This is a genomic window from Cutibacterium avidum 44067 (genome assembly GCF_000367205.1).
Taxonomy (GTDB): domain Bacteria; phylum Actinomycetota; class Actinomycetes; order Propionibacteriales; family Propionibacteriaceae; genus Cutibacterium; species Cutibacterium avidum.
In genome coordinates, this window is record NC_021064.1 from 302,537 (window position 1) to 322,342 (window position 19,806).

Sequence of the window (19,806 nt, forward strand, 5' to 3'; positions counted from 1 at the left end):
ACCAGTAATGTGGAACACGGTCGTGTCACGGAGAGACGACGGCCGGACGAGCACCGAGCACACGCCCGGTCGGAAGAGGAGAACTGTGTCGTACAGCGCCAGCAGCGAGTTCACCGATCTGGTGACCGCCAAACTTGCCCTCATCGAGGATGAGCTGGGTCGCCAGGCCGGCGCCGACACGCCTTTCGTCACCGAGGCGGCCAACCACATCATTTCTGCCGGAGGCAAGCGGTTTCGCCCCCTGCTAGTGGTGCTGTGCTCCCAATTCGCTGACGAGGTTGACGACACTGATTTAGTGCGTGCCGCCGTCGTCATGGAGTTAACTCATGTCGCCTCGCTGTACCACGACGATGTCATGGACGAGGCATCCAAGCGGCGCGGTGCACCTTCTGCGAACCTGCGTTGGGGAAACTCGGTGGCCATTATGGTCGGCGATTACCTCTTCTCGCGCGCATCTTTGGCGGTGGCTGAGCTTGGTGTCGATTTCGTCCGACTACAGGCCCTGACCTTCTCCCGTCTGGTGCAGGGTCAGATCGCTGAGACGCGTGGCCCCTCTGAGGGGGAGGATCCGTTGGCCCACTACCTTAAGGTGGTTGCTGACAAGACGGGTTCCCTTATCGCAGCCTCGGCAGTATTTGGTGGCATGGTGTCCCACGCTTCTCCCGAGATCATTTCCGCCCTGGAGCAGTTCGGGGAGGACATTGGCGAGGTCTTCCAGCTCGCTGACGACCTTATCGACATCACCTCAACGGCGACCGGCAAGACGCCGGGCACCGATTTGCGCGAGAAGGTTCCGACCCTGCCGACCCTCATGCTGCGTGCTTCCGAGGACCCGGCTGACGATGAGCTGAAGAAGATGCTCGACGCCGACCTGTCCGACGACGCGGTGCTGGCCGACGTGCTCGAGAAGCTGCGCGCCAACCACGTCGTCGAGGAGGCTCGTGCCGAGATCCAGCGTCGCGCCGATCGCGCTCGTACCCACCTGGCCCCGCTTCCTGACGGGGATGCCAAGATAGCCCTGATGGCCCTGTGCGATGAGGTCGTCTCCCGATCGTCCTGACAGAGCCAGGTCCGAATCCATCAACTTCAGGAGGCATCGTGTCTCGCCACCTCGACCTCATCGGCATCGGCCCCGGCAACCCGGACTGGTTGACTCTGGCCGCCGTTGACGCCATCCAGCACCTCGACGTCCTCTTCGTCGTCCTCAAGGAACATGATGTCGACGACCTCGTCGAGTTCCGACGTCAGGTATTGCGCCGTCACCGTCCGCAGGCCGACACCGACGGCCTGCGGATCGTCGAGCTGCAGGACCCGCCGCGCCCTTGGAAGACCGCCGAGAATTACAAGGAAGCTGTCGCCCTGTGGCGTCGCCAGCGACTCGACCAGTGGACCCACGCCGTCGCCGACAACCTTGCTGACGGTCAGCGGGGTGGATTCCTGGTGTGGGGAGACCCGGGCCTGTTCGAGTCGACCCTGGCCATCGTCAAGAAGCTCATCGCAGCGGTTGACGCCGACGGGGGAGTACCCGTCGAACTCCACGTCATTCCCGGGATCTCCAGCTCCCTGTCCCTGGCCTCGCGTCATCAGATCCCGCTTAACCGTCAGGGGCGCCCGCTGCAGATCTCCCCTGCCCGCCTGCTGGCCGACGGGATGCCCGAGGGGGTTGACGACGTCGTCGTCATGCTGGACGGTCGCCAGACCTTCAGCTTCATCGACCCGACCGGTATCGACATCTACTGGGCGGCATACATCGGTACCCCTGACGAGATCCTCATCAGTGGTGACCTGGCCGAGGTCCGAGACGAGATCCTCGCGACTCGCGCCGACGCCGAGAAGCGTCTGGGGTGGGTCTTCGACACCTACCTGTTGCGTCGTCGCTGAGGGGCGTTCCCCGGCCCGGTCGACATGGGACTTATTCCGATCTGAACCTGCCTCCCCGACGCGCCACATCCGTGGTGTGTGCGGCAGGATGGGGCACATGGATAGTGCACTGCGTCCCCGTCGATCCGTTCTGTTCATGCCCGGCGCCAACGCCAGGGCCTTGGAGAAGGCCCGCGGCATTGACTGCGACGGCATCATCATCGATCTGGAGGACGCCGTGGCCCCCGACCTCAAGGTCGAGGCCCGGGAGCGTGCCGCCGAGGTTGTCAGGGAACATCCCTACGGCCACCGGGAGGTCGCGATCCGCGTCAACGGGATGGACACTGAGTGGTACCGCGATGACATTGAGGCTGCTGTTGCAGCCGGTCCTGACGCCATTGCTGTCCCCAAGGTTGGCTCGGGTGAGCAAGTTCGCACCATCGTCGCTGATATGGAGGCTGCCGGTGCTGGTGAGGGCATGAAGCTGTGGGCCATGATTGAGACTCCGCGGGCTGTGCTCGACTGTTGCGAGATTGCCGGGGCCTCTGATCGTCTTGCCGTACTTATCATGGGCACCAATGATCTGACCAAGGAGTTGCGTGCCTCTCACGTCCCTGGCCGGGCTCCGGTGTCGACGGCTCTTCAGATGTGCATTCTGGCTGCTTGTGCGGCAGGTGTTGTCATCCTCGATGGGGTCTACAACGATGTTCGTGACCTCGAGGGGTTCACTGCCCAGTGTCGTGAGGCCCGGGTCATGGGTTTTGATGGCAAGACGCTTATCCATCCTGGCCAGGTGGCTCCGGCCAATGAGGTCTTCGCACCTGACGCTGAGCAGGTCGAGGAGGCGCGAGGCATCATCGACGCCTGGGAGAACGGTAACGGGTCCGGGGTCGTCACCTATCAGGGACGAATGATCGAGAACCTTCACGTCGAAACCGCTCGTCGCGCCCTCGCGATGGCCGAGGCGATTGCAGCACGCGGCCAGGAGTGAGCCCCAGACCTGGTGGCAGGTCAGCCCAACTCGCGATGCTTTCTCAACCCGAACAGAACGGTTCGACCGTCGGTGGACGGCGGTATGAGAAATAGGATGTGGGCAAGATACAACCACCCGATGAGCTGCACTGTGCCGGCGAGCGAGGAAGGGAACAGGCGCTGGGCTAACAGGATGGCGCATCCCGCAACAGCCGATCCCAAGGAGCCGGCAGCAGCGTTGAGCGATACAGCCAGGGGACTTGACGTGTTGCGAACGAGTAAGGAGATCCGCAGTAGCGTGATTTCCCAGCATGCCACAGCGTCGGGACTCGTCGCGCGCAGCGACAGTAAATGGCCGGACTCGTGAACGAAGAATGAGCCGAGGACACCGACGACGAGAATCGCCAGGAGCTTCGCGAAGAGTGATCCGTTGGCTCCATTGACTGCGCAGAATATCCAACCGAAGCCGAGGACAGCGCCAGGGGCGGATCCGGTGAGAACGAGGTGCCTAGCCAACGGCCACAGGCTCACGTCTCGGGGGTGCGCCACCTCATTGGATGAGCGACTCACGATAGGCCTTGAGCCGGACATAGATGAATGAAACCAGGAGGGTGAACGCGAAGATCACGGCTGCGATGATGCCCAGCCGCGGCAAGGACGCCACACCCATCGTCGCGTCCACATTGCCTTGAGCGTTGGGGGCGGATTTGAAATAGACCGACCCGAATAGCCCGGTCCGATAAGCCGATTCTTCATGTACCGAAAACATGAGGACGAGGATTGTCCCGACAGCCAGCGCCAGCGTCACGACGATGGTGATGAGGAGGCTTGTCAGGTAGACCTTGGGATTCTTCATCGGGCTGCCTTTCGGTGATCGGAGATGGTGAGGATGCTGTGGATGACGAGGAGAACGGCGCACACGAGTCCCAGGCCGATGGAAACCGCGGTGGGGAGATGAAGGATGCCGCTGAAGACAACGAGCACCATTCCAATGGTCAACACGATCGCGCAACCGAGCAAGATCGACAGGGGATTGTCGTCGCGAGCCGGGACGAGGATCCCGACCCCTGTAGCGACCAATGCTGAGCCGCACACGCCTGCGACGGCGATAGCTGTGGAGGGAGACGGTTGACCAGTGAACACGTCGATCAATACTGCGGCTACAAGTAGCGGACAGATGAAAGCAGCTTGAGCTGCCACCATTCGCAGGTAGAAGCGAGGTGCCGGTAGCCGGGGCTCGAGGGTGAGGAAAGTTGGAGCGAGGGTGGCGTACTGGAAGAATCCACCGATCGTCATGGGTTCCACCCCCCACACTGCTGAAGGACCGGCGACACGGGTCGCCAGGAGTACGACGAATCCCACCGAGAGCACGGTAGCTTGCAGGCTGTACCGGCTACGAAACAGAGCCCGAAACTGAGGCGCAGCGTTGCCCATGTGGTTGGTGAGGCCACTTAGGGGAAGCATCACGAAACGATGCCGCACCTCCAGCGGTGACGTCGGCAAGACCGTAACTGGCATGAGACTCAAGACGAGCAAAACGACGAGACAACTGATCACAGCTAGAGAGCCGTGGCGCAGGCCGATGTCGCGGAAGACGAGGGTCCAGACGGTGAATGGTTCTGGTGACGAGGTGATGTCAGCGAGCAGGGAGGGCATTGCCCGCCACACTGCGAAGACGACGAGGAAGAGGAACACTGCGAGGATCGGTTGGCGGGCGGGGCGCAGCGGGGTGTGGGTGAGAGCCAGGTCGCAGGCGCGGTGTGACATTTCCAGGACCGTGTACGTGGCGATTGCCGGCATCACGATGCAGGTGATGAACCCCGGCACAGCTCCAATTCCGAAGTTCACCAGGGTCGAGATGCTGGTGGCGAACATTCCGATGATGACAATGAGCAGGGTGGTGACTCCGTCGAGGACCCCCACAGCGCGCTGTCGTTCCCGGTTTGTGATCGGAAGGTGGTGGGTGATCGCCATCATGGTGCCGGCATCAGCCATAAGCACCTTGACGATAAGGAAGCCGATTGCGGTCCACAGTACCGAGGACAGAGAATTGACAGTCAGGACGAGGTCTCGGGTAGTGGCCTCACCTCTCACCCCATGGGTGAGGACTACCGAGAGGATGGTCGCGGTGAGAAGGAAGAGCACGATGCAGGCTAAGGCGCCGAGACGGGCAGCACGTGACTTCAGGATGCCTTTTCCCACGACGACACGGACCAGGTAGGCCCCCATGAGGTGCACGAGGGTCATGGTCCGCGACAGATCCGTGCGGAGCCCGGATCGAGGCGCCGGTGCGACGGTGGGTCGATCCGTTGAAGCCTCGTCCGCCTGGGCCACCCTGGCGGTGTCAGTCGCGACCATCGCCGTCGCCTTCCAGCCCCATGTACCCGACGATGAGATCGCGGATGGTGGCATGTCGGGCGCGCAATTGGTCGACGGTGGAGAACTCGACGAGGTTTCCGTAGTCAAGCATGGCGACATGGGTAGCGCAGCGGTCCAACATGGCGAAATCGTGGCTGCAGATGATCTGGGTGCCACCTTGCCGGATGTGGTCGAGGAGGGCATCCTCGATCGTCATCTGGGCCTCGATGTCAATACCGTTGAGCGACTCGTCACTGATGATCACAGGTGAGTGCGCCAAAAGAGCCGCCGCGATCTGGGCCTTCTTGAGCATGCCGTGGGAGTAACTCTCCATGAGGTCGTTGTGACGGCCAGCCATCCCCAGACGTTCGAAAATATCAGCGGTCGCCTCACGTAGGTCTCGGTTCTTGAGGGGGGCTGGAGATCGCAGGGACAGACAGTACGAGATGAACTCCGCCCCGGTGAGGAACTGCGGTAAGTGATCGTTGTCGGCGCAGTAAGAGATTGCCCGGCACGCTTCTTGGGAACCGCAGGGGTGGCCGAGGATTCGGGTTGTCGCTGTCTTCGGGGGAGTGAGGATCCCCTGCAGAATCTTGCACAGCGTGGACTTTCCAGATCCATTCGGGCCGATCACCGCGAGGCAGGCCCCTTGGGGTACTGAGATATTGACGTTGTTGAGAACCGGGCGATCGGAGTATTGAAAATCTAGGTTCTCAATCTCGATGGCGGGCCCGTGGGAAGAGGATTGTTCCTCGGCCAACGATGCCCCCGTGGGGGCCGGCCCCCCTCGCGAGGAGGAGAGCCGGCCAACATCATGGGATGGACGCATCAGCGTACACACTCCATGGACACGGAGACGCCGGACTTCACCCACTTCCAGTGGCCGGTGAACTTGCCGTGCTGGTTGACGACGCACCAGACAGCCATACCGGCGAGAATCGTTGCTCCCAGACCGATGATCACAGCGATGAACACCAGCCACCAGGCATCGTGACGGATGAGAGCGGAATCGAACTTGTTCTTCAGGATCTCTGAGGTTGACTGTAAGGCAAGGGATTGTGATTCGAGCATGACGTGACTCTCTTTTCTGATGTCGAAAACGTCTCTTGATTCTCGCCGCGGCCGCAGCTAATCACAGGTTAACTCGTACCTGGGTCACAGGTTGAGTGCCTTTTTGGCGTATTTCTGTTAACTTCGCCACATTTAAACAATCCTGTTAGATCATTTTCAGGGCTCTTCAGGATTGAGGGTGTAGTTGTGGCTGGACTGTGTGAGAGTCTGCTGTAGTTGCCCTGTGGGGCTGGGGTGCGTGGAGGGAGGACCCTGCGCGAGGATCGGAGTGTCTAGATCTGTCCTCGTGAATCGCAAGGTCCTCCATGAACCACGCTACCTTCGGCGCTCCTGACCTGACCACATTTGCCCGTCTCGATGAACTCGGTCTGGAGGTCACCGGTCAGCTGATCAGTGCCGAGGAGGCGGTCCTGGCCTGCCGGGTCGTCGAGACCGACGAGTGGTGCCACCGGTGCGGATGCCAGGGGATCCCTCGTGACACGGTGGTCAGGCGCCTGGCCCATACTCCTTTCGGGCACCGGCCCACGATCCTGGCTGTGCGGGTGCGCCGGTACCGGTGCACCGGCTGCGGGCGGGTATGGCGCCAGGACACCAGTGCTGCCGCCCAGGCGAGGGCGAAACTGTCGCGGGGTGGGCTGGCCTGGGCACTGGAGGGCCTGGTACTCGATCATCTGCCGGTCTCGAGGATCGCCGCATCCCTGGGCGTGGACTGGACCACCGCCAATGATGCGGTGCTGGCCGAGGGCACCCGTCGGCTCATCGACGACCCGCACCGCTTCGACGGCGTGGAGGTCATCGGGGTCGACGAGCACGTGTGGCGCCACACCAGAGGCGGCGACAAGTACGTCACCGTGATCATCGACCTGACACCGCTACGCGACGGCACCGGGGCCTCCCGGCTGCTCGACATGGTGGCGGGCCGCTCCAAGAAGGTCTTCAAAACCTGGCTGGCCGGCCGTGACCAGGCCTGGCGCGACCGCATCGAGGTGGTGGCCATGGACGGGTTCACCGGCTTCAAGACCGCAGCCGCCGAGGAACTGCCAGCCGCGGTCGAGGTGATGGACCCCTTCCACGTCGTCCAGCTCGCCGGCGACCAGCTCGATGTCACCCGCCAACGCGTCCAGCAGGACACCACGGGCCATCGGGGCCGCAGGGGCGACCCCCTGTTCGGGGTCAGGCTGACCCTGCACACGGGCCGGGACCTGCTCACCGACCGGCAGGCCGCCCGCCTCGACGCTGTGCTCGCCGATGACGCCCACGCCCCGGTCCAGGTGACCTGGGCCGTCTACCAGGAGGTCGTGGCCGCCTACCGCGCCGAAAACCGTGCCGAGGGTCGGGCGATCATGGCCCACCTGATCGACGCGATCGCCACCAAAGTCCCCGCCGCACTGCCCGAAGTGGCCACCCTGGGCCACACCTTGAAGAAACGGGCCGCCGACATCCTGACCTACTTCGACCACCCGGGGACCTCGAACGGCCCTAGTGAGGCCATCAACGGCAGACTCGAACACCTCCGCGGCATCGCCCTGGGCTTCCGGAACCTCACCCACTACATCACCAGATCCCTCCTGGAGACCGGAGGATTCAGACCCCGACTACACCCTGGATCCTGAAGAGCCGGTGTACCGGCTGCGGAAGAGAGCCCTGAACTGGGGCGCCGTATTGAAGAAGGACGCATTGAGGCCGACGACGGGAAGCATAACGAAGCGGTGCCGTATGTCTAACGGTGATGTCGGCAAGACCATGACCGGCAGGAGACTCACCACGATCAGAGCGAGGAAACAACCTGTGGTTGCTGGAGCGCCGTAATACAGATTGATGTCGTGGAAGACGAGGGGCCAGACGGTGAACGGTTCTGGGGAGGAGGTGATGGCAGCTAGCATGGTGGGCATCGACTGCCACAATGCGAGGACGATGAGGAAGAACACCACTGCAAGGATTGGTTGACGGGCGCGACGAAACGGGGTTCGGGCGAGCGCGAGGTCACAGCACCGGTGGGATAGTTCCAGGGTCGCATAGGTGGCGGTTGCTGGCATGACGTGATCTTCCCTGATACCGAATATCGTGTCGCGCGGTTTTGCCGTGGCCGCAGCTGACCGCAGGATAACTCCTCAACGGGTCACAGTCTGCGGGGTGTCGATTTTTCTGTTGACCTCGGCACATCGGGACACAGCTGTCAGCCCAGTGTCAACGTCGGCATGACAAGCTCGTTCACCGGTGACGCTGTCGTGATCGTCGAGGTAAGCCGATTGTGTCATATTGTACGCAGTATGTCTTTTCAACGATTCTTGGCGGGGGTGGCAGCCATCTTGCTTCTCCTGCCTACTGCGTGCGCTGATGATGCGCAGGCGCCCGTTGTCGATAACCTCGGGACGGTCCTCAGCCCCTCCAACTCCCTCATTCGCGAGCCGGCGAATTCGTCAGTCAACGGGACGCTCAAGAGCACATATGAGTACCTCCGGCTCATCGACGGTCACGATCTACCCGACGACGATGGCTACGCTCATGATCATCTGGTCGCGGCTTTGCGCCCGTATTTGGTGAATGGTGGAGACAGTCGGCAGGCCCACGTCACCCAACTCATGGCGGCGTCATCCCTGAAAACCCTCAACGCGTTGTCCGACAAGGAGAGATCAGAGGTCGACAAACGTACCCGCCTGCCGAAGGGCTGCATCACGAGAAAGACGGTGATGACGGATCTGCCCATCGCGACGATGAGGCGGGAGATCGGCCTGTCCAACGACGGGTTGTGCCTCACACCGTGGAAGGTCAAGACGACTTCTTCCGAGGAGGCTCGGTGGGCGATGCAGGCGCTGGCCAGTGCCGACCTATTCAGCAATGCTAAGGACGCCGAGAAATGGGGGTGGGAGTCGATCTCGGACGGGTATTTGCGCCATCTCGAGACCTACAGTGGCCCGAGTACGACTATCGCGATGGCCTTGTCGGCGGCGAATACCGTCTCTACATTGTCTCGTTCCCAGTTGCAACGCATCGGCGACAGTCTCGCGGATGCGCCATGTCCGAGGAAGGACCTTGGTCCGGCGCTCATTCGCAATGGAAAGCCGGTCAAGGACAAGTGCAGTATCGAATCGGCGTACCTGTTGAGGTACTCAGGGAACTGGGCGTGGTGATCAAGGCATTCCCGTTCGACTATTCGGCCCGGGCTGGCCGTTGGGTGCCTGCCGCGCACCATTGCCTCGGTGAGGTCACATAAGCCCTGTGAGTTGCTGCGTGAGCAGTGGCATCGACATGAAGAATGCCCCCGGGTTCGTGGAACTCGGGGGGATCGTCATCACCAGATGGCGACTCTCTTCTCGGGATCGAGCCACATCGGGTCATCCTCGCTCACGCCGAAGGCTTCGTGGAAGGCGTCGATATTGCGGACGATCTGGTTGCAGCGGAACTCGTTGGGCGAGTGGGGGTCCGTGGCGATCCGACGTCGAGCGGCCTCGTCTCGGATGACCCCGCGCCAGATCGAGGCGTAGGACAGGAAGAACCTCTGCTGCCAGGTCAGTCTGGCAACGGGTTCGGGCTCGTTCCCGTCGAAGGAGATCTGAAGGGCCTTGAAGGCGATGCCGGCGCCGCCGAGGTCGCCGATGTTCTCTCCGATGGTCAACTCGCCGTTGACATGCGGGCCGTCGGGGCCGAGCTGCTTGGGGACCAATTCGTTGTACTGGGCGATGAGACCTTTGGTGCGCTCCTCGAAGGCCGCGCGATCGTCAGCAGTCCACCAGTCACGCAGCAGACCCTTCCCATCGCAGGTTGAACCCTGGTCGTCGAAACCGTGACCGATCTCGTGACCAATGACGGTGCCGATACCGCCGTAGTTGACGGCGTCGTCGACATCCGGGTTGAAAAACGGCGGCTGCAGTATCGCCGCCGGGAAGACGATCTCGTTGCGCAACGGGTGATAGTAGGCGTTGACCGTCTGCGGGAACATCATCCATTCGTCGGGGTCAACCGGCTTGCCGAGCTTCTCGACGGTGTGGTCGACGACGAAGGAGATGACCTCTTGGACGGCGTCGACGAGGTTGCCCGGGCCAACTTGCAGACCGGAGAAGTCACGCCACGAATCGGGGTAGCCGATTTTCGTGCGGAAGTTCGCGAGTTTTTCTAAAGCCTCCTTGCGGGTGTCCTCACCCATCCAATCCAGCTGGGTGATGGACTGTCGATAGGCGGCCAGGATGTTGGTGACAAGCTCGTCCATCCGCTGCTTAGAGGCCGGCGGGAAGTAGCGGGCTACGTACATCTTGCCGATGGCTTCCCCCATCGCCGACTGCACGAAGTCGACCGCCCGCTTCCAACGCGGACGCAGGGTCGGAGTGCCGTTGAGGGTGCGGTCGTAGAAGTCGAAGTCGCGCTCGACGAAATCAGAGCTGAGGACCTCGGAGTAGGAGCGAATGACCTGCCACTTGGCCCAGGTGCGCCACTGGTCGATGCGCTCGTCGGTGAGTAGGGTCTCGACGCCGTCGAAGAAAGACGGCTCGGAGTTGATGAGGTTCGTGACGACCTTCATCGGGATGTCGGCGTTGCTGCGCCAGACCTCCAGGTGCAGACCTGGGTGGGCCTCGTCGAGGTCGGCGAAGGTGGTCGGGTTGTAGGATGCTTGCAGGTCGCGGCAGCGCACTCGATCCCAGTGGTGGGAAGCGATTTCGGTCTCCAAGTCCATGACGGTGCGGGCAGCCTGCTCGCCGTCAGGAATGCCGGCCAGCTCGAAGGAAGCCTGGACGTGACGCACATAGGCGTCGCGGATCTCGGCCTTGTCCTCGTCGCGGTAGTAGGCCTCGTCAGGCAGACCGATGCCACCCTGGCCGATCCACAGCACCTCGCGGGTGGGGTCGCCGGGGTCGGACTCGTCGGCGACGTCGAAGAGTCCCGTAATGCCCCGGCGTTCGGCCTTGCCGAGGAAGGTCACCAGGTCGACGACGCTGGATATGCCGTCGATTTCCTCGAAGAAGGGACGCAGTGGCTCGGCACCAGCCTTCTCGACGACGTCGACGTCCATGTAACGGCGGTAGAGCTCGACGGCGACCTCCACCTCGTGCGCGGTGGCCTTGTCGCGGATGTCCTCGCCCTTCCCGGACGACAGGTCCTCGAGGATCCGGTGGACGGCCTCGCGGGACTCGTCGTCGAGCTGGTAGAATGGGCCGTCACCGGAGCGGTCGTCGGGGATGACGGCCTGGGATATCCAGGTGCCGTTGACGTGGCGGAAGAGGTCGTCGGCTGGACGGACGGAAGGATCACGGTCCTCGAAGGTGGCGGTCATGGGGCCCAGCCTATAAGGCTTCACGACGGTGGTACGGCCATCGTCTCAATGTAGCCCGCCGATTGTAGATGTTGGTCGTACGTGACTAGGACATCAACTGGGTGTCATCCCTGGGCCTGCCAGGTGTCGGTTCCGGTAAGGAGAGCTGCCAGTGCAGCGTTGCCATCATTGGTAGGTGATGCGTTTGCGCTGTCAACGAGTCTTGCCAGTTGCGCTTGTGGGGTGGATGTCAATGGTCCAGAGATGGTGGTTGCCATGGCGATGCCGGCCGTCTTGACTCTGCGTTTCTTTTTCGCCGGAGTTGTGCTATTGCAGGCTGTTCTGCCCCACAAGCCAGTTATCCACCCAAGTACAGGTAACGGCAGGGCAATAAAAGCCATTTTGATGTTCCGCGAATACCCGCCCATCGAAAATAGGAAAGGTAGTCAAAACTCAACCGCCCAGAGCACTCCAACGATGGCGCCGATGGCGAGGCCGTTGAGGGGCGCGCGGCGGTGCTGTTCCCTAGTCGTGTTGTCGTGAATAGTCATGGTTGCCCCGTGTATTTACGAAGGATGACGGACGACCTAGTTGCGTAACATGGATGCATGGAGGGTGGCAGCAATTCCACACTCGCCAATGTCGCCACTCAAACAGTACAAACCATCAGAGTCCAAAGAAAAAGATCATCATAACTGAGTATAAATAGACCCAGGCTGCCACGGTTATGAAAAGCGTGACCACTGAAGCAATGCTCATGCTAAGAATAAAAGGGACTTCGCTGTTCTTGAGTCTGATTCCGATATCGCTGAGAGCCAGTCCAGCACAAGGAAACACTGCTAACGAAAGTGAGTGTATTGCTGCTTCTGCACTGCTAAGAGATATATGATCTGCAAACAGGAAGAATTCGGTCGAGAACATGAGTATGCCAGTGAAAGTCGCCATGGCAGCACCTATGATTTTGGTTTTGAGCCTCCGTTTCTCCGGGTTATCGCACGTGTACATCTTCCGTTCCCGCAATCCTGTGGGCCACCCAACCAGAGGGAAAATGAACGACATGGTAAATAAAGACGGATACTCTTTGGGGTCGATCGCCTCTTGGGAATTGACGTAGGACATCACGAATACCGTATCCCAGGCGGCTCCAACGGTGGTGCCGATGATGAGGCCGTTGAGAGGTGCGCGGTGGTACTGCTGTTCAGTTGTGTCTTTGTGGGTGGTCATCGTGGTGCCTTAACGTCAGACGAGTAGCGCGTCGTGGGAGTGTATTTAGAACTCAAAAAAGAATAATGTATTTAAAAATAAGCTGATTGCGAACCAAGCTGCTGTAGAAAGATATAGACCAAGAGCAACCCAGGCGCTCATTTTTGAGATTACCGAGTGGCGATCACTTGGAGTATTAATTCTAGCAATACTGAGCCCCCATCCGGTAATGGGAAACACGATCAAGGGAGCCAGGAACATAACAAAAGCTTTGCAACTGAAAGTGGCATGATCTGGTACCTCCAAAATTCCTATGCCCGCAACAAGACTGTAATAAGTGATGGACATAAGTACCCCGATGGTGGTTGTCATAATGATGCCGGTCGTCTTGACTCTACGTTTCTTTTTTACTGAGGTCGTGCAACTGTAGGCTGTCCTGCCCCACAAGCCAGTTATCCATCCAAGCACAGGTAATGCTAGGGCAATAAAAGCCATTTTGATGTTCCGCGAATACCTGCCCATCGGAAATAAGAAAGGTAGTAAAAACTCAATCGCCCAAGCGGCTCCGACGATGGTGCCGATGATGAGGCCGTTGAGGGGTGCGCGACGGTACTGATCCTTGTTCGTGGTCGTGTTGTCGTGGATGCCCATCGTTGCCTTTCTATAGGCGCTGGCGGCGTCTAAGTCCTAATTTAGTATTTGTGGTTTGGCGATAGGAGGACTATCTAGGGGTAGCTCCACTGTCATCGGTGATGGATAATGACCGCAGGTCACGTCTTCTAACGCTTCAGAGCAATGATATGAACCATTCAAGTCCCAAAGAAAAAACACACCTCTATGATATTGAATACATAAAAGGAGACTGCCAAGGATGCGTATAGTGCGATCAGTGTGGCTATGATTATCTTGGCAAGAAAGTGATTGTCATTCTCCCTGAGGGTAATTCTTGTCGCGCCAAGGGTCCATCCTCCCAAGGAGAACACCGATAGTAGAATGAGGTAATATATAATGGTTTCTTCGCCGCTAATGAACCTCAGAGTTGACAAGAAGCGCTCAATGGAAGCCATAAGTACACCATTGAGGGCGAATATGGTAGCGATGGTAGCCTTGACTCTATGCTTTTGCTTCGTTGAATCGTTGCAGTCGACAGCGGCTTGTTCCCACAGTCCGGCGAGCCACCCCGTCACAGGGAAAACAAAGGACATGATGAATTGGGGCGGAAAGGATTTAATGTCTTGTTTTGCTAGGGGCGGAGTTATGAGGAATCCCAAAATCACGAGTGCCCAGACGGCTCCGACGATGGTGCCGATGATGAGGCCGTTGAGGGGTGCGCGGTGGTACTGGTCCTTGGGTGTGTTGTTGTGGGTGGTCATCGTGGTGCCTTGGTGTGGGGGTCGCAGGCGTCTCCTACACCGTTGTGGTCGGTGTCGGTCTGGTCTTGGTTGGCGATGGTGGGGCAGTTGTCTTGGTTGTCGGGCACGCCGTCGCCGTCTCGGGTGACGTGGATGGGGAAGGTGAGGGTGTCACTGGTGCCCGTGCCATCGGTGATGTGTAGGTGTGCCCGATACTTTCCCAGCTGCTTTAGGGTGCGGGTGATCCTAGGTGTGGCACTGTCGATTTCGTAGTGGCCGTCCCCGTCAAGGTCCCATTGCCAGCGGTGGATGCGTCCGATCGAGGTGTAGGACGAGGAGGCGTCCAATTCGAGGGGTTCACCTGCACGTACCAGGTTTTGCCCGATGACGTCGGCGCGCATCCGCACCCCAGGCACCGGCGCCACCTGCGAGACACCGGCAGACAGGCCATACATCCTCGGCGGTTTGACCAAGGGACGCACCATCCCGGCAATCTGCTCATGGCCAATCACATTCGGATGATACCAATTATTCTGATCCCAACTTGGAAGTGACCAGGTCTTCCCGGTCCACCCCTCATCGCCGGCAGTCTCATGGAACTCGTTGATCCAGCGATAAGGATTGTGTAAATCAAGATCAATGAAGGACGGTTCTGGCTCATGGGTGTTGAACAGGCTGGTGGTGGGGGCGTAGGTCACTTTGAGGCCATGAGACGTGTTCCAGGCCTTGATGGTGGCGGCCTGCCGGGCGCGGAACTCGTCCTCGGCGGCCCGGACACGGGTCGCCGGTATGCCCGTGCCAGGAACGTCCTCGGCAGCCGGGATGAGGTAGGGGTAGCCGATCAGGATGACACGGGTGTGAGCCGGATCCGCCAGTCGGTGCTGGATATGTGACAGCAATGTCACCGTGTTCGTCATCGTGGCATCAGTCTTCTTGCGTGCTGCGTCAACCGTCCCGCTGCACTTTTTTGCTGACCATGCTATTTCTGCAAAGCAGTTTTCGACGACGTCAGCGAAGTTGAGGTCGTTGCCTCCGGCGGTCATGAGGATCACGCCGGTGTGGGGATTCATGGTATCGGCCTGGCTGATGATGTTGTGGTCTCCGGTGGCGATCTGGGCGCCGCTCCAGGCTTTCACGTCGAGTTGGTAGGTTGTGTCCGTGCTTTTCTGGTTGAGCATGCCGGTGAGTACCGAACCGTAGTTCTTGGGGCTGCGATATGACCCATCGGCTGGATACCCATCTTTCAGGGTTCCGTTGCCTGCCGAGTACGAGTCGCCCAGGACGGTCATTGTCACCAGCCTACGGGGCTGATGGGTCCCGATGTTGTCGAAGGACTGCAGACCACGCAACACCGGTATCGCCTGTATCGTCGCCATCATCTTCCCTGCGGGAGTCTTCACGGACCCCGTGAACGAGCCGTCGGTCTGCTGCTGCTTCACGAGCCACTTCTGGCCGGCCACAGCCTGCGCCTTGTGATCCGCATCTCCAGCCCGGTCCAGACCAGCAGCCACCCACGCGGTGGTGTTCACATTCGGGCCCTTGCCCTTGGAGCCCCAGGCACCATCCTGCTTGTCGGCGTCGAGACGCTTGACAAGACTCGTGACAGCCTTCTGCTTGTCCGGAGACTCCACATGAGACAGGGCCGTGAGCGTGAGACCATCGGTGTCCGGATCATCCCACTGGGGAGTCGTGGTCGCATACTTGGTCACCTTGTCCAACAGCGCCTTGGGGATCGGTTTGCCCAACCGCTCCAGGGCAATCATGTCCAACGCCTGATTCGTCGCATACTCCTCGAACTGGGACGCCTTGGTCACCGGTTTGGCATAGTCAACTCCGCCATAGGTGGTCGACTCACCAAGAGCCAGCAGAGTGATCGTCACCTTCGCACACCCACCCACATTCTTCGCGGTGCAGTAACTCGGCCCCTGAGCCTTGATGGTGTCCTTGACCTTGGCGATGGTAGGCGAATCCTTCCTGCCAGCCGCCACCAACGCCAGAGCCCCATCCAACTGCGGACCCAACTTGCCCTTGGTCAGATCGGCCTGGTGACTATCGATGTAGTCGGCCGCCTGCTGGGCTTGGGAGGCATAATCGGCGGGCCCAGACGTCTGAGCTGCCTGGGCGGGGGCCGCCGTCACCCCCACTGCGCCTACCATCAGTGCAGCGGCCACCACCGGGCCCACCACACGCTTGCACGTCGTCCTTGCTCCTACTGCCATGGCTACTCCTCAATCTTGGAGCGTTCCGAGAGGAGCCGCGGGCAGCACAGGCGTAGCAAGCGTCGGTGACGATCCGTAACCCTCGACGGAACCAGAAACCAATCTCCACGGTGATCTGGTACTCCGACTTCCACACACCGGATGTGGTCACGGTTGCGGGACAGAGCCGGATTCCCACCGACTTCCCCACATCACCTGGGCATCAACCCATCCATTGGGCTGACGGCGAACACAGTACACCCCAAGCTCTAGGAACACACACGACACAGCACGTGCCGACGCCAGGAGGCTTTGGGATCAAGACACATTTCTGGTCTCGGAAGTTTCAGCCTTGAACCTGCCAGGTGTCGCTGCCGAGTAGCAGCTGTTGCAGCGCGGCGTTACGGGAGCCAGGGTCGGTCGCATCCCCGGAAGCCAGCTTCACTTGGGCACGAGCCTGGTCGTCATAGGTGGGGCGCTCGACGTCGCGGAAGATTCCGACCGGGGTCTGGCTGACGATGACGCCGTCATCCAGGTGAGCAAGTTCGAAGGCCAGCGACGGGTCAGCACGGTGGGAGTCGTGGACGAGCACGTGGTCCATACCCACCTCGGCGACGTCAGCCACCGTCAACTCGCCACTGACGGGGTCGCGCACCACGCCGCGAGAACCATCGGCCCCGACGAGAACGGGCTCGCCGTCGGCCAGACGGATGAGGTGCTGGCTGGCCTCCGGACCCTTGTAGTCGTCGAAAGCACCGTCGTTGAAGATCGGGCAGTTCTGATACATCTCGACGAAGGAGGTACCGCGGTGTTTGGCGGCCGCGGTGAGTACCTGGGCGAGGTGCTTGCGGTCGGAGTCGACGGCTCGAGCCACGAAGGAGCACCCGGCACCCAGGGCCACGGCCAGCGGGTTGAACGGGGCGTCAATCGAACCCATCGGGGAGGACTTGGTGACCTTCCCAGCCTCCGAGGTGGGGGAGTACTGCCCCTTCGTCAGTCCATAGATTCGGTTGTTGAACATGAGGATCGTCAGGTTGACGTTGCGGCGCATGGCATGGATGAGGTGGTTGCCGCCGATGGACAGAGCGTCACCGTCCCCAGTGATGACGAAAACGGCCAGATCCGGGCGAGACACTGCCACCCCCGTCGCGATGGCCGGGGCACGGCCGTGGATGGAGTGCATGCCATAGGTGTTCATGTAGTACGGGAAGCGCGAGGAGCAACCGATACCCGAGATGACAACGGCGTTCTCCTTGGCGATGCCCAGATCCGGCAGCACACCCTGGAAGGTGGACAGAATCGCGTAGTCGCCACAGCCGGGGCACCAGCGCACCTCCTGGTCGGAGGCGAAGTCACGACGCTTCAGCGGCTCGATCGCCAGCGGCACACCGGCAAGTCCGGCGGGACGATCCTCGGTGGTGATGTCAGTCATCTCAGGCCTCCTCGGTCTCGCCGTTGCAGTACTGGCACAGTTCCTCACACAGGTCGACCGGGGAGATCGGTAGCCCGCGCACCCGCGAGATCGTCTTGACGTCGACGAGATACCTCGAACGCAACAACATCGCGAACTGGCCGGTGTTCATCTCGGGGACGACCACTCGGCGGTAACGATGCAGCAGGTCGCCCAGGTCCTCCGGCAGTGGGTTGAGGTGACGCACGTGGGCCTGAGCGATGGACAGGCCACGAGCACGGACTCGACGCACCGCAGCGGTGATCGGACCGTAGGTGGAACCCCAACCCAGCACCAGGACGTCAGCGTCACCGGACGGATCGTCGACGACGGTCGGCGGAATGGTCTTGGAGATGCCCTTCACCTTGGCGGCTCGGGTGGTGACCATGTCCTCGTGGTTGGACGGGTCGTAGGAGATGGCGCCGGTGCGAGCCGACTTCTCCAGACCGCCGATGCGATGCTCCAGACCCTTGGTCCCGGGCAAGGCCCACGGACGGGCCAGGGTCTCCGAGTCGCGGTGGTACGGCATGAATCGCGGTGAGCCGTCGGCAGCGGAGGAGTTGGGCTCGGTGGCAAAGTTCGGGTCGATGCGCGGGATCTCGTCGAGGTCCGGCACCTTCCACGGCTCCGCGCCGTTGCCGAGGTAGCCGTCGGACAGCATGATGACCGGGGTGCGGTAGGTCACGGCCACCCGGCAAGCCTCCAGAGCGGTGTCGAAGCAGTCCGACGGGGACTTGGCCGCGAGCACGGGGACGGGGGACTCACCGTTGCGGCCGAACATCGCCTGCAGCAGGTCAGCCTGCTCAGGCTTGGTCGGCATTCCGGTCGACGGGCCGGCACGCTGCACGTCGACGACGACGAGCGGCAGCTCGGTCATGACGGCCAGGCCGATGGCCTCGGACTTGAGGCTCATACCAGGTCCGGAGGTCGTCGTCACGCCCAGGGAACCCGAGAAGGAGGCGCCGATGGCGGAGCTGACACCAGCGATCTCGTCCTCAGCCTGGAAGGTGACGACGTTGTGGGACTTGCGCTTGGACAGCTCGTGCAGGATGTCGGAGGCCGGAGTGATGGGGTATGAGCCCAGGAAGAGCTGCAACCCGGCCCGGTTGGCACCGGTGATGAGGCCGTAGGCGGTGGCGAGGTTGCCGGTGATCTGGCGGTAGGTGCCCTCGGGCATCGGTGCCGGGGCCACCTCGTAGCGGACCCGGAACAGCTCGCAGGTCTCGCCGTAGGCATGCCCGGCCTTGAGGGCGGCGATGTTGGCATCGCGAATCTCCGGCTTGGAGGCGAACTTGCCGGCCAGGAACTTCTCGGAGGGGCCGAGCGGACGCCCGTACAGCCAGGTCAGCAGCCCCAGGGCGAACATGTTCTTGGCTCGTTCGGAGTTCTTGCGGCCCAGGCTGAAGGGCTCGACGGCGGCCACGGCCAGACCGGTGAGGTCCAGCTCGACGACCTGGTAGGACTCCAGGGTGCCGTCGTGACGCGGATCCTCGGCGTATCCGACCTTCTTCAAGTTCTTCGCGGTGAACTCGGCGGAATCAAGGACGATGAGGCCGCCGCGGCGAAGATCGCCGAGGTTGGCAGCCAGGGCAGCCGGGTTCATGGTCACCAGGACGTCGGGCTGGTCGCCTGGGGTGGCGATGTCGTAATTGGCGAAATGCACCTGGAAGCTCGAGACGCCGGGGATGGTGCCTTGGGGAGCACGAATCTCGGCAGGGAAGTTCGGCAGGGTGGAGACGTCATTGCCATGGATGGCGGACTCAGCGGTGAAGCGGTCACCGGTCAACTGCATGCCGTCGCCGGAATCGCCGGCGAATCGAATGACGACTCGGTCGAGGGACTGGACCTCTCGCTCGTCAGTGGTGTGATGTGCCGTGTCGGTGGAAGGCACTCTGACCTCTTTTCTCGTCGCGGGACTCCGGTGGGGACGTGTCACGTGGTGGCGAATGGTCGTACCCGCGAGGCGCGTCCGGATGCTTCGGAACCGGCTCCCAACGCTACCATTGCGCCGCTGCTCGTCGAACTTGGCCATCGTCTGGGTTGAGCGCCTACCCACGGCACAGATCTGGCTGGACGACATCGTCGGTACGATGGCCC

Annotated in this window: 17 protein-coding genes and 1 pseudogene; 5 read left to right on the forward strand and 13 right to left on the reverse strand. The window is 61.1% G+C overall.

What is annotated here, in order from left to right; genetic code table 11:
- The first annotated feature begins 85 nt into the window (after positions 1-85).
- The 3 genes from PALO_RS01355 to PALO_RS01365 all read left to right on the forward strand — a co-directional run bounded on the left by PALO_RS01355 (position 86) and on the right by PALO_RS01365 (position 2,851).
- Positions 86-1,060: a polyprenyl synthetase family protein gene (locus PALO_RS01355; RefSeq protein WP_015582130.1), complete on the forward strand. Its 975-nt coding sequence runs from the start codon at positions 86-88 to the stop codon at positions 1,058-1,060.
- Positions 1,061-1,098: 38 nt separating this feature from the next.
- The gene (gene cobF / locus PALO_RS01360) at positions 1,099-1,881 is read left to right on the forward strand and encodes a precorrin-6A synthase (deacetylating) (RefSeq protein WP_004809116.1); all 783 of its coding nucleotides are present in this window, start codon (positions 1,099-1,101) and stop codon (positions 1,879-1,881) included.
- Between the two features lie 97 nt (positions 1,882-1,978).
- Complete coding sequence (locus PALO_RS01365; RefSeq protein WP_004809115.1) at positions 1,979-2,851, forward strand: HpcH/HpaI aldolase/citrate lyase family protein; 873 nt, start codon at positions 1,979-1,981, stop codon at positions 2,849-2,851.
- 20 nt (positions 2,852-2,871) lie between these two features.
- On the opposite strand, the gene PALO_RS01370 is transcribed toward PALO_RS01365, so the two are convergent.
- The 5 genes from PALO_RS01370 to PALO_RS01390 all read right to left on the reverse strand — a co-directional run bounded on the left by PALO_RS01370 (position 2,872) and on the right by PALO_RS01390 (position 6,261).
- Positions 2,872-3,363 carry a hypothetical protein gene (locus PALO_RS01370; protein WP_004809114.1) on the reverse strand — a complete coding sequence of 164 codons (492 nt, stop codon included), beginning with the start codon at positions 3,361-3,363 and terminating at the stop codon, positions 2,872-2,874.
- 19 nt (positions 3,364-3,382) lie between these two features.
- Positions 3,383-3,688 carry a hypothetical protein gene (locus PALO_RS01375; protein ID WP_004809113.1) on the reverse strand — a complete coding sequence of 102 codons (306 nt, stop codon included), beginning with the start codon at positions 3,686-3,688 and terminating at the stop codon, positions 3,383-3,385.
- Positions 3,685-5,079, reverse strand: coding sequence for an ABC transporter permease (locus tag PALO_RS01380; RefSeq protein WP_171023515.1), 1,395 nt, complete (start codon positions 5,077-5,079; stop codon positions 3,685-3,687). The genes PALO_RS01375 and PALO_RS01380 overlap by 4 nt, the downstream gene beginning before the upstream one ends.
- 97 nt (positions 5,080-5,176) lie before the next feature.
- Positions 5,177-6,019, reverse strand: coding sequence for an ABC transporter ATP-binding protein (locus PALO_RS01385; RefSeq protein WP_016666142.1), 843 nt, complete (start codon positions 6,017-6,019; stop codon positions 5,177-5,179).
- Positions 6,019-6,261, reverse strand: coding sequence for a hypothetical protein (locus tag PALO_RS01390; RefSeq protein ID WP_004809110.1), 243 nt, complete (start codon positions 6,259-6,261; stop codon positions 6,019-6,021). Before PALO_RS01390 ends, PALO_RS01385 begins: the two co-directional genes overlap by 1 nt.
- 305 nt (positions 6,262-6,566) lie before the next feature.
- On the opposite strand from PALO_RS01390, the gene PALO_RS01395 reads away from it, so the two are divergent.
- Positions 6,567-7,874 (forward strand): ISL3 family transposase, encoded by a 1,308-nt coding sequence (locus tag PALO_RS01395; protein WP_015582132.1) that lies wholly within the window; start codon positions 6,567-6,569, stop codon positions 7,872-7,874.
- A gap of 6 nt (positions 7,875-7,880) precedes the next feature.
- Here PALO_RS01395 and PALO_RS01400 read toward each other — a convergent pair.
- A pseudogene (locus PALO_RS01400) lies at positions 7,881-8,300 on the reverse strand (hypothetical protein); the annotation flags it as partial.
- Between the two features lie 159 nt (positions 8,301-8,459).
- On the opposite strand from PALO_RS01400, the gene PALO_RS01405 reads away from it, so the two are divergent.
- Entirely contained in the window at positions 8,460-9,392 is a 933-nt protein-coding gene (locus tag PALO_RS01405) for a hypothetical protein (protein ID WP_002522014.1), read from the forward strand.
- Positions 9,393-9,553: 161 nt separating this feature from the next.
- Here the strand turns inward: PALO_RS01405 and PALO_RS01410 are convergent, their stop codons facing one another.
- The 7 genes from PALO_RS01410 to PALO_RS01440 all read right to left on the reverse strand — a co-directional run bounded on the left by PALO_RS01410 (position 9,554) and on the right by PALO_RS01440 (position 19,645).
- Complete coding sequence (locus PALO_RS01410) at positions 9,554-11,527, reverse strand: M13 family metallopeptidase (protein WP_004809108.1); 1,974 nt, start codon at positions 11,525-11,527, stop codon at positions 9,554-9,556.
- A 645-nt stretch (positions 11,528-12,172) separates the two neighbouring features.
- Complete coding sequence (locus PALO_RS01415; protein WP_004809106.1) at positions 12,173-12,730, reverse strand: hypothetical protein; 558 nt, start codon at positions 12,728-12,730, stop codon at positions 12,173-12,175.
- Between the two features lie 45 nt (positions 12,731-12,775).
- Positions 12,776-13,360: a hypothetical protein gene (locus PALO_RS01420; protein WP_004809105.1), complete on the reverse strand. Its 585-nt coding sequence runs from the start codon at positions 13,358-13,360 to the stop codon at positions 12,776-12,778.
- A gap of 158 nt (positions 13,361-13,518) precedes the next feature.
- On the reverse strand, positions 13,519-14,082 hold the full coding sequence (locus PALO_RS01425) for a hypothetical protein (protein ID WP_004809104.1): 564 nt from the start codon (positions 14,080-14,082) through the stop codon (positions 13,519-13,521).
- A complete protein-coding gene (locus PALO_RS01430; RefSeq protein WP_041710194.1) occupies positions 14,079-16,217 on the reverse strand; it encodes a PKD domain-containing protein in 2,139 nt (712 codons plus the stop codon). Before PALO_RS01430 ends, PALO_RS01425 begins: the two co-directional genes overlap by 4 nt.
- A 388-nt stretch (positions 16,218-16,605) precedes the next feature.
- Positions 16,606-17,691, reverse strand: coding sequence for a 2-oxoacid:ferredoxin oxidoreductase subunit beta (locus PALO_RS01435; RefSeq protein WP_004809101.1), 1,086 nt, complete (start codon positions 17,689-17,691; stop codon positions 16,606-16,608).
- Position 17,692: 1 nt separating this feature from the next.
- A complete protein-coding gene (locus PALO_RS01440; protein ID WP_036976243.1) occupies positions 17,693-19,645 on the reverse strand; it encodes a 2-oxoacid:acceptor oxidoreductase subunit alpha in 1,953 nt (650 codons plus the stop codon).
- Between the last annotated feature and the right edge of the window lie 161 nt (positions 19,646-19,806).

Bases quoted from the DNA above. Each gene is read 5' to 3' on its own strand.
- PALO_RS01365 (WP_004809115.1), top strand. From the start codon at position 1,979: ATGGATAGTGCACTGCGTCCCCGTCGATCCGTTCTGTTCATGCCCGGC.
- PALO_RS01375 (WP_004809113.1), bottom strand. From the start codon at position 3,688: ATGAAGAATCCCAAGGTCTACCTGACAAGCCTCCTCATCACCATCGTC.
- PALO_RS01380 (WP_171023515.1), bottom strand. From the start codon at position 5,079: ATGACCCTCGTGCACCTCATGGGGGCCTACCTGGTCCGTGTCGTCGTG.
- PALO_RS01385 (WP_016666142.1), bottom strand. From the start codon at position 6,019: ATGCGTCCATCCCATGATGTTGGCCGGCTCTCCTCCTCGCGAGGGGGG.
- PALO_RS01390 (WP_004809110.1), bottom strand. From the start codon at position 6,261: ATGCTCGAATCACAATCCCTTGCCTTACAGTCAACCTCAGAGATCCTG.
- PALO_RS01395 (WP_015582132.1), top strand. From the start codon at position 6,567: ATGAACCACGCTACCTTCGGCGCTCCTGACCTGACCACATTTGCCCGT.
- PALO_RS01405 (WP_002522014.1), top strand. From the start codon at position 8,460: ATGACAAGCTCGTTCACCGGTGACGCTGTCGTGATCGTCGAGGTAAGC.
- PALO_RS01410 (WP_004809108.1), bottom strand. From the start codon at position 11,527: ATGACCGCCACCTTCGAGGACCGTGATCCTTCCGTCCGTCCAGCCGAC.
- PALO_RS01415 (WP_004809106.1), bottom strand. From the start codon at position 12,730: ATGACCACCCACAAAGACACAACTGAACAGCAGTACCACCGCGCACCT.
- PALO_RS01420 (WP_004809105.1), bottom strand. From the start codon at position 13,360: ATGGGCATCCACGACAACACGACCACGAACAAGGATCAGTACCGTCGC.
- PALO_RS01425 (WP_004809104.1), bottom strand. From the start codon at position 14,082: ATGACCACCCACAACAACACACCCAAGGACCAGTACCACCGCGCACCC.
- PALO_RS01430 (WP_041710194.1), bottom strand. From the start codon at position 16,217: ATGGTAGGCGCAGTGGGGGTGACGGCGGCCCCCGCCCAGGCAGCTCAG.
- PALO_RS01435 (WP_004809101.1), bottom strand. From the start codon at position 17,691: ATGACTGACATCACCACCGAGGATCGTCCCGCCGGACTTGCCGGTGTG.